Genomic DNA, 13,546 nt, shown 5'->3' with positions numbered 1-13,546 from the left:
CTAAAATTAGTGTGTAATCAATTTTGCAGCACGATTACGAATTTGCGTAATCGTGGATGAAACTGAAATCTGTTCCTTTTCGGTCAAAATTTCAATCACTGCTGGTCTGCTTTTTTCCAATGCCATTTCAAACGCTTCAGCAAAAGATTCTAGTGTTGCAGTCTGATAACCATCGGCACCAACACTTAATGCCAAATCCTTAAAGGACACATTTCCTAAATCAGTGCCAACAACCTTCTTTGGATAATGAATTTCCTGGTGCATGCGGATGGTTCCATACATGTTATTATTAAAAACAAGACATATAATTGGAATATTGTATCTAACTGCTGTTTCCAATTCCTGGACGGTCATCATAAAACCTCCATCACCAGATAAAGAAACGACTGTTTTTTCCGGAAAGGCCAATTTTGCCCCAAGCGCTGCTGGCATTCCATACCCCATCGCTCCCGATGTCGGCCCTACATACGTATGTTTTTCGGTAAATGGATAAAAGGCATGCAGCCACCCAGCAAAATTACCCGCATCATTCGTTAACAAGGCATTTTTGGGCAACTTTTTCTCCATCAACGCTATAATATGCTTGTTAATGACATCATTATGAGAAATTTTTAAACTGCTTACCTCCTCATGTACTTTTCGACGCTCTTTCACCCAATTGCCCCATCCACAATTGACCTCTATATTTCCTAATACTTGTATTGCTTCGCCGACATCAGCTACGATTCCTGCATCTGGGGCGTATACTTTGCCGATTGTGTCATAACTTATATCAATATGGATAAGTTGTTTGTCTGGTTTAATAATCTGATAATCCTGTGTCGTTACTTCTGAAAGGCGGGTGCCGAGTGCGATAACCAGATCTGCCTGCTCTACGGTTTGCAGCACTTTTTTATTGGTCCCAAGCCCAAGATGTCCTACATATAACGGGTGATCATTTGGAAAAACATCCTGTCTGCGAAATGCTGCCATAACAGGGATTGTATACTTTTCTGCAAAAGCTACCAGACCTTCTTCCGCCTGTGAGCTTTTTACCCCACCTCCAGCAATAATCAATGGTTTTTCAGCTGTTGAAAGCAACGCTTCAACATGGTCAATTTCCTGTTGGGCTGGTACTGGTTTTGGTTTAACCGTTACAGGCCCAAATTGCATAGCAGCCTCAACTGGGAGAACATCCTCCGGCAGCGAGATGATAACTGGACCAGGCCTTCCTGTTTGGGCTATTCGAAATGCCCGCTGAACAATCTCAGGCATGCGCTTTGCATCATTAACCTCTACGGCCCACTTGGCAATATGCTGAAAATAACGGTCAAGATCAACTTCCTGAAATCCCTCTCTGCCTCTAAACTTGCTATGTACCTGTCCCAGAAATACAACCATTGGAGTTGAGTCCTGGTATGCAGTATGCACTCCAATTGAAAGGTTTGCTGCTCCAACCCCACGGGTAGCAAGTACAATCCCAGGCTTTAAGGTTGATTTGGCATATCCTTCAGCCATAAATGCTGCTCCACTTTCATGTCTTGCGGCTATAACACGTATGCTCTCTTCATCATGTAATGCATCTAACACAGGCAAATAACTTTCACCAGGAACGCAGAATACATTTGAAATCCCCTCTATTTTCAGGCATTCCACAATTGCTTGGGCTGCTGTTTGGGTTTTTAGTTGTCGGATTGCGTCTTCCGTACTTTTCATTTTTGGGTCACCTCCCTGAAGTCCAATTTTTGAATCCTTTCAATCACATCATCTAAACGTTCTACAGTAACTGTTAGCGCCACTCGGATAAAGCCTTCACCACGTGAGCCGAACGCGTTTCCAGGTGTTACGATAACCCCTGCTTCCTCAAGCAACTTGTTAGCAAAAGACATCGACGTAGAGCCATCAGGTACCTTTGCCCAAAGGAAAATAGTACCGTTCGGTTTTTCTGCATAGATACCAATTTCCTGGAAGGCTTTGTGTAATTTCTCCATTCGCTCCTGATAAATCTTGTTATTCTTGGCTACTTCGGAAAAATCACTCTTCAGCGCAGTCGCAGCAGCTTTTTGTATAGGGAGAAACTGACACGTATCAATGTTGCTTTTAAAGGTTGATAACGCCTTAATAATTTCTTTATTTCCAACCATGTATCCAATACGCCAGCCAGTCATATTAAAACTTTTTGACAACGATCCGAATTCAACAGCATTTTCTTTAGCACCAGAAACCTGCATCACACTAGGCGCTTTGTACCCGTTATAGGTAACCAGGTCATAGGCGGCATCATGCACTAAAAGCAGGTTATTTTCTCTAGCGAATGTAATCGCTTTCAAAAATGTATTTAAATGAACGGTTGCAGCTGTCGGATTACTTGGATAATTCAGCAGCATTAATTTTGCCCGTTGTGCTGAGGCATCCTCCACGTGATCATATAACGGAATATAGTCACTCTGTATATCTAGTGGAAGAGAAACACTCTCCCCTCCAGCTAAGTGGACAGCTGTCCGATAAACGGGATAACCAGGATCCGGAACTAATACCGTGTCATTTGGGTTAAGAATAGCCTGCATTAGGTTTGCTATCCCTTCCTTTGAACCAATGACAGCCATAACCTCTGTGTCTGGATTCAAATCAACATCATACTGTTTTTTGTAAAAGTCAGCTACAGCATGCTTGAATTCCATGCACCCGCTATACGTCGAATAGCGATGATTTTCAGAAATCCTGGACTCCTCAGTCAGTCTATCAATCACAAAATCTGGTGTTGGTAGATCAGGTGCGCCAATCCCCAAATCGATTACATCTACACCATCTGCTTCCAGTTCCTTTTTCTTTTGTTGAAACGCTGAAAATAAATAGGGTGGCAAATTCTTTACTTTGTCAGAAACAAAGGACATGCTTTCCCCTCCACATTTCATATAGTAAAACGCTATTTCATATACAACCTAATTATAAATCAGTATTTCAAAATTTGCAATTGTTTTTAATATACAGAATTTAAAATGATTCAAAAGTCTTGTCCATTCGATAAACAAAATATTTAAGTTTTAAACCCTCTTAATGATTGTTATTATAAAGGTGGCTATTAGAAAACTTATTGGCAAACTTAACTGCCAAAAATTTATAAGCAAATGAGGTATGATGATATGAACACGGAGAAAACATATGCGATCCATTTAGATCAAAAAGATAACTTAAAAGATTTTCGTAAGGAGTTCTATACATCAAATGGGACTATCTATTTAGATGGCAATTCATTAGGGCTCCTTTCTAAGCGGGCTGAACAAGCGGTGGATGTCGCCGTCAACGCGTGGAAAGAATATGCGATTAATGGATGGACAAAGGGTGAACATCCATGGTTTTATTTATCCGAAAAATTAGGATCGATGACCGCACCTTTAATAGGAGCTAAAAAGGATGAAGTAATTGTTACAGGCTCCACAACGACAAATATGCACCAGCTTGTTGCAAGCTTTTATAAACCGAACAAAAAGAAAACTAAGATACTTGCAGATGAGTTGAATTTCCCATCTGATATATATGCTCTGAAAAGTCAATTGAAGCTAAAGGGTTATGATCCGGATGAACACCTTATTCAGGTCAAAAGCAGTAATGGAAATACACTTGAGACAGAAGATATCATAGAAGCCATGGCTGATGATGTAGCTTTAATTGTACTGCCAGGAGTTCTCTATCGAAGCGGGCAAATTCTTGATATGGAACGGTTAACGCAGGAAGCGCATAAGCGCAATATTCTAATCGGCTTTGATTTGTGTCATTCGATCGGAGCGATACCACACCAACTATCCGATTGGGACGTTGATTTTGCATTTTGGTGTACCTATAAACATTTAAATGCTGGTCCTGGAAGTGTTGCTGGTCTGTATGTTAATCAAAAACATTTCGGCCATGAACCAGGACTTGCTGGCTGGTTCAGTTCTGCAAAAGAAAAACAATTCGATATGGAGCATACGTTGACACCGGCTAATGACGCAGGTGCCTATCAGATTGGTACACCACACTTATTAAGTGCTGCACCATTACTTGGTTCTCTGGAAATGTTCAAGGAAGCAGGCATTAAACAGATTCGTCAAAAATCGCTTGAGCTTACAAATTATTTAATGGAACTAATCGACAGTGAATTATCCGATTATCATTTTACAGTAGCTAATCCAACAGATGAGATCACACGTGGTGGCCATGTTTTCCTTGAGCATAAGGAAGCTGCCCGGATCTGCAAAGCATTGAAAGCAGATGGCGTCGTACCGGATTTTCGGACGCCAAACGGAATTCGCCTTGCCCCTGTTGCTTTGTATAATACATTTGAAGAAGTGTGGGAAACTGTTCATATTCTTAAACAAATTATGAAGGAAGAACGCTATAAAAGATATGAAAACAAGCGGGGGGTTATTGCATAATGACAGAATCAAAGTGGATTGATATCTCACAGCCATTATCAAATGATATGGCACACTTTCCAGGAGACACGCCCTTTGACTATTCACTTACCTACTCAATAGAACAAACGGGATCAGTGAATGTCGGACAAATGACAGGAAGCTTACACACCGGAACACATATTGATGCACCTTTTCACTATGATTCAAAGGGAAAAACGATAGATGAGCTTGAGTTAAATCTAGCGATTGGAATAGCAAAAGTAATTGATGTTAGTCATGTTGAAAAAATTACAGCCGAAACTTTGCAGGGTTTTGATTTCAAAGGTATCTCGAGAGTGTTGTTGCATACCTCTCTGCCAAATAAACCAAACCGCTTCCCAGATAAAATGCCGGATTTAGACCCTAGTGTTGCTCTACATTTAAAAGAAGAAGGCGTGAAACTGATCGGCGTCGATATGCCTTCAGTGGATGCTCCAGATAGTAAGGATTTGGCTACCCATCACGCGTTATATGATAATGGAATCTTTATTCTCGAAAACCTTATGCTCGATCACGTTACACCTGGAGAATACGAGCTTGTAGCTGTTCCACTTGCTATTGCAGGCGCTGATGCCAGTCCGGTTCGTGCTGTATTAAAACCACTTACTTAAAGGAGGAGATTCTATGAGCGATAATAATTTCACGAATGAAGAAGATATCCATACCGATTTTATGGAAGATATGAACTACGGGGATTACTTGCAGTTAAATCAGTTACTAACTAGCCAGAAACGTTTATCCGGGCATCATGATGAAATGTTGTTTATCATTATTCATCATGTCAGTGAGCTTTGGCTTAAATTGATTATCCACGAAACAAAAGCTGCTGTTACCTCAATACAGGAAGACGATCTGCAATCATCATTTAAAATGCTTGCACGTGTTTCTAAAATACAGGAACAAATCATCAAGGCGTGGGATGTACTTTCAACATTAACACCTGCCGAATACATGGAATTCCGTGACAAACTTGGCAATGCATCCGGATTCCAATCCTATCAGTATCGTCTAGTCGAATTTGTTTTAGGTTATAAAACACCACATATCCTTAAGATTTACAAAAAAGATCCAGAGATCCATGCAATATTGGAAGACGCCTATTATAAACCAGGGCTTTATGACGTTTCGATTCAAGCATTAGCACGTAAAGGTTTTGATATTCATCCAGATGTGCTGAATCGTGATTTCTCAGAAACATATGAAAAGAATGATTCAGTTGAACAGGCCTGGATGGAAGTATACCGGAATGTAGACGACCATTGGGAGCTCTATCAGCTTGCAGAGAAATTGGTAGATGTTGAAGATTGGTTCCAGCAATGGCGGTTTCGCCACATGAAAACGGTCGAACGGATTATTGGACATAAAACGGGAACAGGCGGTTCATCTGGAGTAGGTTACCTGAAACAAGTATTAGATCACTACTTCTTCCCTGAATTGTGGGATTTAAGAACTAAAATATAAATCGTTGTCTATTTTTTATTGCGCATAGATTAAATAATGATATAATACTCAACAACATGATAGAAAAGGGAGGCATAATATGAGTTCAGACAGAGATCAGTGGTCATCCAGACTTGGCTTTATTTTATCATCTACAGGAGCGGCAGTAGGTCTTGGGGCAATATGGAAATTCCCCTATATGACTGGAATGAATGGTGGCGGCGCCTTTTTTCTACTTTTTATTGCGTTTACAATTGTCATCGGCCTTCCTTTATTAATCTCTGAATTTATAATCGGACGCGGGGCACAAAAAGAAGCAATTAGTGCATTTAAAAAGCTTGCACCTAAAAGTGGCTGGTCAATCATTGGCCGTTTGGGTGTTTTTGGATCATTTGTCCTTATGTCGTTTTACAGTGTAGTAGGTGGATGGGTACTTATTTACAGTGCATTATCCATCCCTGGTTTAGTAATTAAGGATAACGCCAACTATGAGCAATTATTTGGTATGATTACTGGAAATCCATTGATTACGATTTTAGGTTTAGGATTATTTTTAATCATCAATATTGTTGTTATTACATTTGGTATTAAAGGCGGTATAGAAAAGGCAAGCAAATTATTAATGCCATTATTGTTCATCTTTTTTATTGTACTAGTTATTCGCTCCGTCACATTTGAAGGAGCTTCAGAAGGCTTGAAATTCTTCCTGCAGCCTGACTTTTCCAAAATAACCGGGGAAAGTGTCTTGTATGCATTAGGGCAGTCCTTCTTCTCCTTAGCGGTAGGCTTCTCGGTAATGGTTACGTATAGTTCCTACTTAGGAAAAGATGTTAGCTTACCATTTTCAGCAGGGTCTGTATCAATTATGAATATCTTCGTCTCCCTGTTAGCTGGTTTAGCTATCTTCCCTGTCGTATTCTCATTTGGACTTGAGCCAACAGCAGGGCCGGGATTATTGTTCATGGTTTTACCTGAAGCGTTTGCGCAAATGCCTTTTGGCGAAATATTTTTAAGCTTATTTTTATTATTATTCCTGTTTGCTATATTGACATCATCATTTAGTATGCTGGAGATTATTACGTCTGCTTTTACTGCCGATAAACAACGGTCACGTAAAAAGGTGGCATGGATTGCTGGTTTGATAGTCTTTATCGCAGGAATACCAGCTGCACTGTCGTCGAGCACCTTGGCCAACTTTAAAATATTCAACCTGACAGTTTTTGATGCAAGTGATTTTCTCGTGAGTAATATACTATTGCCTGGTGGATGTTTATTGATTGCACTGTTCATTGGATTTAAGATGGATAAAACATTGATGAGACGTGAATTCAATGCAAGCAATAATTTGTCACCAAGTATGTATCAGCTATGGTTCCAAATAATGCGATGGTTAGTGCCTATTACAATTTTGATTGTATTCTTAGGTTCATTGGGAATATTATGAAAAAAAGATGCCGATTCTGGCATCTTTTTTTCATGGCTTTTTTGTTGTTGCTAATAGTATTCAAAGGGCCTTTTGTTGAAAAACCCATTTATCAGCGGAACGAGGATCCGTCTCACCCTCCCAAGAGCACTTTTTCTGCTATTTAGCGGAATGAGGATCCGCTTCGATTGTTTGGCGGATCCTTATTCCGAATGGCAATACTTTATCCTTCTATTGTATAATTCTGCCAGTTTGAGTACAAACATACCACAGGCCCTAAAACCTTTAAAACAGCTTTATTCATAAATGATTAGTAAAATGGATTAAGGGGAATTTAAAAAATGGGAGGAATAAAAATGACAAACCAAATTATTATTGTCGGCGGTGTTGGTGGTGGAGCAACAGTTGCAGCACAGATTCGCCGTGTTGATAAGGAATCAGAAATCATACTCTTTGATAAAGGAAATTATGTAGCCTTCTCCAACTGTGGAATGCCTTATTACATTGGTGGAACCGTTGATGAACGTGATGATTTACTAGTGGATAATCATGATTTTGCCAAAAAATATAATATAAATCTCAATACAGACTCAGAAGTTATTTCCATCAATCGTGAAAAAAAGCAAATTGAATATAAATATAATGGAGAAATCCTACACGAAACCTACAACAAGCTAATCCTTTCACCTGGTGCTTCCGCTATAGAACCCGACCTAAAAGGATTAAATCCTGAGCAAACATTTACATTGCACACCATTCCAGATATGGACGATATCTATGCATTTATTAATAAAAACAAACCACGCACTTGTGCGATTATAGGTGCCGGTTTCGTAGGTCTTGAAATGGTAGAAAACCTAAAAGCATTAAACATAGAATGTACTGTTGTTGACCGTTCCAAACAAGTAATGAAACTGGTAGACGAAGACATGGCCGGAATTATCCAAGATCACTTAAAAGCTAAAGGCGTTAATCTTATCTTAGAGGATGGCCTCGATTCATTTTCCAATAATGGATCAACTCTGCACTTAAGCAGTGGAAAAAGTATTCAGGCTGACATGACCATACTGGCCGTTGGTATTACACCGAACACCAAAATTGCTAAGGATAGTTCACTGGATATTGGTGAAACTGGGGCAATAAAAGTAAATGAATATATGCAAACGAATGATGCCGATATATATGCCTTAGGGGATGTGGTTGAAACGAAGGACTATTTGACTGACACACCACGCCATGTAGCATTAGCATGGCCGGCACACCGACAGGCTTTTATTATCGCAAATCATCTGCAGGATAACAATTTGGCCTATAATGGGACACAAGGTTCAGCTATTTTTAAAGTGTTCGATTTGAGTGTTGCAGTATCCGGATACAGTAGTAATGCACTTAATAAACTAGCAATCCCATTTAAAGAAGTAACCCATGAATCATTATCACATGCAGGTTACTATCCTGGTGCCGAGAAAGTTAGCATGAAAATCCTCTTTGATGAAAATAACGGTCAAATTATTGGAGCACAAGTCATTGGCGAGGATGGCGCTGATAAACGTCTAGCCGTTATTGCCACAGCGATGAAAGGGAAAATATCTGTTGCAGACTTGGCAGAACTTGAACTCGGATACGCACCACCATACTCATCACCAAAAGATCCTATAAATATCATTGGGTACAAGGCAGGTAGTATGCTGGAATAATAAAAAGATAAGCACCAGGAAAAATCCTGGTGCTTTTGAATATTAGTTATTTTTTGATTTATTGGCTTTTTCTTGTGCCTTTTCTAGTTCTTCTTGTATCTTTTCAGCTTTTTTCTCAGCTTTTTCTTCCGCTTTTTCTTCCGCTTTTTCTTCCGCTTTTTCTAATTTCTTAGCTGCTTTATCTTGTTTCTTTTCGGATTTATCAGCTGCTTTTTCTTCTGCCTTTGCTGCTTTCTCTTTAGCCTTTTCTAATTTCTTGGCAGCCTTTTCTTCTGCCTTTTCGGCTTTCTCTTGAGCTTTTTCTAGTTTCTCAGCTGCTTTTTCTTCTGCTTTTGCTAGCTTCTCGGCAGCTTTATCTGTTTCATTATTGTCGTTTTCCACTTCAGAAGCTACCACAGTTAGCTCGTTTTCATCCTCATTTACGGATTCTTCTTCATCTGCTTCAGGCTCAGTAGTTTCTTCTTCTGTTTCTTCATCTGACTCTTCCGTATTACCAGCACGTTTTTCAATTTTTTCTGCTAGTTTTGCAAACGATTTTTGAATGTTTTTCATTATCGCGGCCTGTGCATTCGGATTATCGATTTTTGCTAGTACAGCTGATAAAGCATCAATGTTATTTGCAAGATTAATTTTTACTTTATCTGTTTCCTCACCTGTGTCATCTTCAGCCACGGCTTCATCTGTTTCAGTAGTACCATCCTCAGATTGTGTTCCGTCTTCTTCTGTTGTGGTATTCTCTTCAGTTGCCGTACCTTCTTCTGGATCTGATTCCGCATCAGTCTCACCATCAGCAGTCTCATTGGAATCTTCAGAGCCATCAAGCTTTTCCTCTGCCTCCTGCTGTGTTGCTACTGCTTTTTCCAGAAGAGCAGTTGCTTCTTCTGTTTTTCCAGCGTTAATAAGTTCATTTGCTTCAGCAATTCGCTCTGCAGCAAACTCAGCCAGTAATTGGCTTTCCTTATAATCATCAAGTGTAATCGCTAATTGAATATTCTCTTTTACAGTTTTAATAAAATAGAAGAAGTCCCCAGGAATTAAATTTGGTGCATCAGCTTCCTCTTCACTTCCATCTTCATCCTCATTGGTACCTTCTTCATTGGTACCTTCTTCCGTCTCACTTTCTGTCTCTTTAACAGTTAGTTGGTCGACACTCGCAGATACCATACCAGGTCCTGCTGTTAATGCGAATGTTGCAACCAGCATTGCACTTACAACAATTTTAATAAATTTTTCGGATAATTGCATGAAACTATTCCTCCTTTTTTAAACTTATTACATATTTCGAGTTATTATAGTATTTTATGTATGTTTCTGTAATCTTTTTGTAAAAATAATGAAATATACCTACTTCTAACCATGTATAAAGTCCTGGTTCACAAAAATCCGTTTGAGAGAAATAAAAAACTCCCGAAAGCACAAACCTTCAGGAGTAATTTCTATAGATCTTCTTCAAATCGGTAAACTAATCTATATTTATCTTCATCTAAAACTTCACTTACATGAACGCGAACACCATGACCGAAAACTAATTCGTTTTCTGTCATTGCAACAATCATTGCCTTTGTATTAGTTTGATTGTCCAGATATATGTCACCCACAACAGGCTTCATCTCACTATCCTTTTCTGCAAGAAACTCCGGTGATTCATCTTCTCGCTGTTGTTCCTCAGATACAAGCGCCTTATCATAATATGATATATCTTCACTGTCCTCCGCTTTACCTGGTACCATAACAACGTATTCACTATGTTTAACCCCATTATCTCTAGTAGTAACAACGTTCCCGTCTTCTACATTATCAACTTTTTCAATCTCATTTAATGCGTAATGATCGAGAAAGTCTGGGGCAGGTTTAATAATTAAAATATAATCACCTGGTTCAGGTTTTCTATTTTGATCGACTGTGTACCGTTTACCATAAAAAATAAACGTATCCTTGTGTTTTGGTTTATACGGATGTATTTCGCTCGCTTTGGATAGTATCTGCTGCATATCTTTTAAACGATATAAGTGGACAGATTGTTTAAACATCGGCTTAACCGAATATACTTTATGAAGTTCATTTTTGTAAAAAACAAACTGACCCTTCCTTACCTGAAATAACTTCATTATAAGTTTACCTCCTTTTGTATATATTATTACATTCTTATTTTCCCTTAATACTACTAAAATTAAACATTAATCAACGGAAAACCCAAATGCATTTTCTACTAATAATGATTTCTAAGCTAGTTTATTGTTTTTCAGATAGCCCAATTATTAAGGTTACTATCGTGATTCTCGCCATTATAGCATACATAAAAGTTCAATGGTGCAGGTTTAATAAATCAATAACGAATGCATCTCCAGTAATCATCTCCCCGGCAGTCCAAGCAAGAATACCCGCTCCAAAATAAGCAATCCATGGATGTTTTTCGAGAACTTGTACAATCAATTTCGAGCCAAGAATCATGATTGGAATGCTAATTGCAACACCCAGCGCAATCATACCAACATGTCCATGTGCCTCACCTGCTACTGCGACAACATTATCAAGGCTCATAACAGCGTCAGCCAAGATTATTGTACCAACAGCTTTCATCATAGTACCTGACAACTTAAATATTAGCTTCTGGCTCATCATCAACCAGTACATGATACGCAATCCATAATAATAGTGCTCCTCCAATTAAATGTACATACGGAATTTGTAGTAAGTAAACGATCAAAATTGCGAATAATATTCGTAAAACGACTGCCCCACCTGTACCAATAAAAATCGCCTTATTCTGTTGATGTTTCAGTAAACCCTTTGTCGCCATAGCGATTACAATCGCATTATCACCAGATAGTACGATATCAATAGCAATAATCTTAAGCAATGCTATAATCGATTCAGATGTGAATTCAATTCCTAGCAAGATAGTTGCCATCTTTCTGCAGACCGAATATATTATACTATTTTCTGTATAATTGTAAAGCAGACAGGATTCCAGGTGGCAATGTGAGGAAATATATAGTGTAGTGTTCATCTAGGAGTGGTGAAGAAGATAGTGTAAAGGGATAATCATAGGTTTTACTGCATACCCATTGTCTTTTGCATTCGATATATACTTTTCTTGTTTTCCCATGATTCATCTCGAAGAAGAACTACTTTGGCGGACAAGTCGCCCATATCTTCCTTTAAGGAACCAAATTGTTTTGCATTAGATATTTTCATACCATCAAGTTCAGCTTTTAAATGCTCTTGACCAGATCGTAGGGCAGAAAGATTTTGTCCATGTTCTTCTAATATCAAGGCATGGTTACTTACTCAGTATGCCCACCTAATATTTTTGAATGCTCATCAAGCTTCTGACTGTGCTCATCCAATTTCTCGCTATGCTCGTCCTGCTTACTCATAATTTGTTCAAGCATCCCAATTATTTTATCTTCCATTTGCATTTTATTCACCCCCTTTTCTTATAAAATTATTATACCATGAGAATATACGAACAGATGATGACAATTTAATTTTCTATCTTACATTTTCATCCATGTGAACAAAAGGCAAATCAGTGTCAACCTCTCCTATAACATATTTTGTTGATATTTTCTCACCACGCAACCAAGCTGCAAAGTCAAAGACAACAGGATCCTGATCGCCACCTAAGGCAAACCAAGCCTTCAGATCTTTCGGAAAATAAGCTGCAGTATGGATCGTTCCAGACCAGTTCCTATATTGATTGGAGAAAACACCCTTATCCGTATCGTTCAGCATACGAAATGCTTTATAGGCATCTGTTGCAGTCTGTTGTTGTGCCCTTATTGCGTCCATTCTTTTATATGAATCATTCAAGTGGTGACGATTCTCATCCTTCATTATTTCAAAATGATTTGTGCAGACGTTTGACTGGCGTACTTCCACCCCTCTTGGCGTCGCTTCAACTACAAAGGTTTCCTCATTTTTATCCAGCACAATATAGCTGAACGAGTGCCGATGCGGAATTTCCCTAAGCATTGAAACCGCCTGATTAACATCAGCACAGCTTTCTAAGATAAGCCTTCCAATCATATTGCATATAAATCCATCGCCAGGCTTCTTGCGGTGCATAAAATTATAGCCTAGAGCAAGACCTTTTTCATTCATCCCATCCATCCGACCGGTTATTCGCTGTGAAGGTCCAATTACAGCATAGCCATGATCACTTGGCTGGAATATAGTGTACCTTCCTTCATACGTTTTAGGATGATAATCATAATTGCGTATCATAAAGTCATTGCCTGTGAAAATAGAACAGCCGCTTTTAGTGTATTCCAGCCTGTATCCCCCAAAGTCCTGAAGAATGTCATGCATGTCCCACTCAAGTGCATCCTGCATGCCTGCAAGTTCTTCCCAAACTCCCGGAGCAAATCTTTTTATTGCCTGCTCTACTTCATTTATGTCAATTATAAAACGTGGCTTTCGCACCCGCCACTGTTTCTTACGATTTTTAACCGTTAACGAGCCTTTCAAAAGTTCCCCCTGTTTATATCCGAAATCGTAATGAGTTCCTTTAAATTGCAAAATATCACTATAAATTCTTTTCAAAAATAACGCCCCAATCATGAAAC

The 13,546-nt window shown here is 38.9% G+C and carries 12 protein-coding genes and 1 pseudogene; 5 read left to right on the top strand and 8 right to left on the bottom strand.

Annotated features, from left to right (window positions below; genetic code table 11):
- Positions 1–6: 6 nt before the first annotated feature.
- Both ACTWQM_RS14095 and ACTWQM_RS14090 read right to left on the bottom strand, forming a co-directional pair.
- A complete protein-coding gene (locus ACTWQM_RS14095; RefSeq protein ID WP_443258797.1) occupies positions 7–1,695 on the bottom strand; it encodes a thiamine pyrophosphate-binding protein in 1,689 nt (562 codons plus the stop codon).
- The gene (locus ACTWQM_RS14090; RefSeq protein WP_443258796.1) at positions 1,692–2,873 is read right to left on the bottom strand and encodes an aminotransferase class I/II-fold pyridoxal phosphate-dependent enzyme; all 1,182 of its coding nucleotides are present in this window, start codon (positions 2,871–2,873) and stop codon (positions 1,692–1,694) included. The genes ACTWQM_RS14095 and ACTWQM_RS14090 overlap by 4 nt, the downstream gene beginning before the upstream one ends.
- A gap of 234 nt (positions 2,874–3,107) precedes the next feature.
- On the opposite strand from ACTWQM_RS14090, the gene kynU reads away from it, so the two are divergent.
- From kynU to ACTWQM_RS14065, 5 genes are all read left to right on the top strand, one after another.
- On the top strand, positions 3,108–4,394 hold the full coding sequence (gene kynU / locus ACTWQM_RS14085) for a kynureninase (protein WP_443258795.1): 1,287 nt from the start codon (positions 3,108–3,110) through the stop codon (positions 4,392–4,394).
- A complete protein-coding gene (gene kynB / locus ACTWQM_RS14080) occupies positions 4,394–5,026 on the top strand; it encodes an arylformamidase (protein WP_443258794.1) in 633 nt (210 codons plus the stop codon). Before kynU ends, kynB begins: the two co-directional genes overlap by 1 nt.
- Before the next feature lie 13 nt (positions 5,027–5,039).
- The gene (kynA, locus tag ACTWQM_RS14075; protein ID WP_443258793.1) at positions 5,040–5,876 is read left to right on the top strand and encodes a tryptophan 2,3-dioxygenase; all 837 of its coding nucleotides are present in this window, start codon (positions 5,040–5,042) and stop codon (positions 5,874–5,876) included.
- 79 nt (positions 5,877–5,955) lie between these two features.
- Positions 5,956–7,299: a sodium-dependent transporter gene (locus ACTWQM_RS14070; RefSeq protein WP_443258792.1), complete on the top strand. Its 1,344-nt coding sequence runs from the start codon at positions 5,956–5,958 to the stop codon at positions 7,297–7,299.
- A 335-nt stretch (positions 7,300–7,634) separates the two neighbouring features.
- Positions 7,635–8,975, top strand: coding sequence for a CoA-disulfide reductase (locus tag ACTWQM_RS14065; protein WP_443258791.1), 1,341 nt, complete (start codon positions 7,635–7,637; stop codon positions 8,973–8,975).
- Between the two features lie 42 nt (positions 8,976–9,017).
- On the opposite strand, the gene ACTWQM_RS14060 is transcribed toward ACTWQM_RS14065, so the two are convergent.
- The 6 genes and pseudogenes from ACTWQM_RS14060 to ACTWQM_RS14035 form a co-directional block, all read right to left on the bottom strand.
- On the bottom strand, positions 9,018–10,220 hold the full coding sequence (locus ACTWQM_RS14060) for a DUF5667 domain-containing protein (protein WP_443258790.1): 1,203 nt from the start codon (positions 10,218–10,220) through the stop codon (positions 9,018–9,020).
- Positions 10,221–10,411: 191 nt separating this feature from the next.
- Entirely contained in the window at positions 10,412–11,083 is a 672-nt protein-coding gene (locus tag ACTWQM_RS14055; RefSeq protein WP_443258789.1) for a hypothetical protein, read from the bottom strand.
- A 199-nt stretch (positions 11,084–11,282) separates the two neighbouring features.
- A pseudogene (locus ACTWQM_RS14050) lies at positions 11,283–11,886 on the bottom strand (TerC family protein); the annotation flags it as partial.
- 143 nt (positions 11,887–12,029) lie between these two features.
- On the bottom strand, positions 12,030–12,251 hold the full coding sequence (locus ACTWQM_RS14045; RefSeq protein WP_443258788.1) for a hypothetical protein: 222 nt from the start codon (positions 12,249–12,251) through the stop codon (positions 12,030–12,032).
- Positions 12,252–12,262: 11 nt separating this feature from the next.
- The gene (locus ACTWQM_RS14040; RefSeq protein ID WP_443258787.1) at positions 12,263–12,397 is read right to left on the bottom strand and encodes a hypothetical protein; all 135 of its coding nucleotides are present in this window, start codon (positions 12,395–12,397) and stop codon (positions 12,263–12,265) included.
- Between the two features lie 73 nt (positions 12,398–12,470).
- Entirely contained in the window at positions 12,471–13,523 is a 1,053-nt protein-coding gene (locus tag ACTWQM_RS14035) for a C45 family autoproteolytic acyltransferase/hydolase (RefSeq protein ID WP_443258786.1), read from the bottom strand.
- Positions 13,524–13,546 lie beyond the last annotated feature (23 nt).

Source organism: Virgibacillus sp. L01 (assembly GCF_052246775.1).
Lineage (GTDB): Bacteria > Bacillota > Bacilli > Bacillales > Amphibacillaceae > Lentibacillus.
This window is presented reverse-complemented; position numbering and strand designations above follow the sequence as displayed.

Bases quoted from the DNA above. Each gene is read 5' to 3' on its own strand.
- ACTWQM_RS14065 (WP_443258791.1), top strand. From the start codon at position 7,635: ATGACAAACCAAATTATTATTGTCGGCGGTGTTGGTGGTGGAGCAACA.
- ACTWQM_RS14070 (WP_443258792.1), top strand. From the start codon at position 5,956: ATGAGTTCAGACAGAGATCAGTGGTCATCCAGACTTGGCTTTATTTTA.
- kynA (WP_443258793.1), top strand. From the start codon at position 5,040: ATGAGCGATAATAATTTCACGAATGAAGAAGATATCCATACCGATTTT.
- ACTWQM_RS14040 (WP_443258787.1), bottom strand. From the start codon at position 12,397: ATGCAAATGGAAGATAAAATAATTGGGATGCTTGAACAAATTATGAGT.
- ACTWQM_RS14090 (WP_443258796.1), bottom strand. From the start codon at position 2,873: ATGTCCTTTGTTTCTGACAAAGTAAAGAATTTGCCACCCTATTTATTT.
- ACTWQM_RS14060 (WP_443258790.1), bottom strand. From the start codon at position 10,220: ATGCAATTATCCGAAAAATTTATTAAAATTGTTGTAAGTGCAATGCTG.
- ACTWQM_RS14055 (WP_443258789.1), bottom strand. From the start codon at position 11,083: ATGAAGTTATTTCAGGTAAGGAAGGGTCAGTTTGTTTTTTACAAAAAT.
- ACTWQM_RS14095 (WP_443258797.1), bottom strand. From the start codon at position 1,695: ATGAAAAGTACGGAAGACGCAATCCGACAACTAAAAACCCAAACAGCA.
- kynU (WP_443258795.1), top strand. From the start codon at position 3,108: ATGAGGTATGATGATATGAACACGGAGAAAACATATGCGATCCATTTA.
- kynB (WP_443258794.1), top strand. From the start codon at position 4,394: ATGACAGAATCAAAGTGGATTGATATCTCACAGCCATTATCAAATGAT.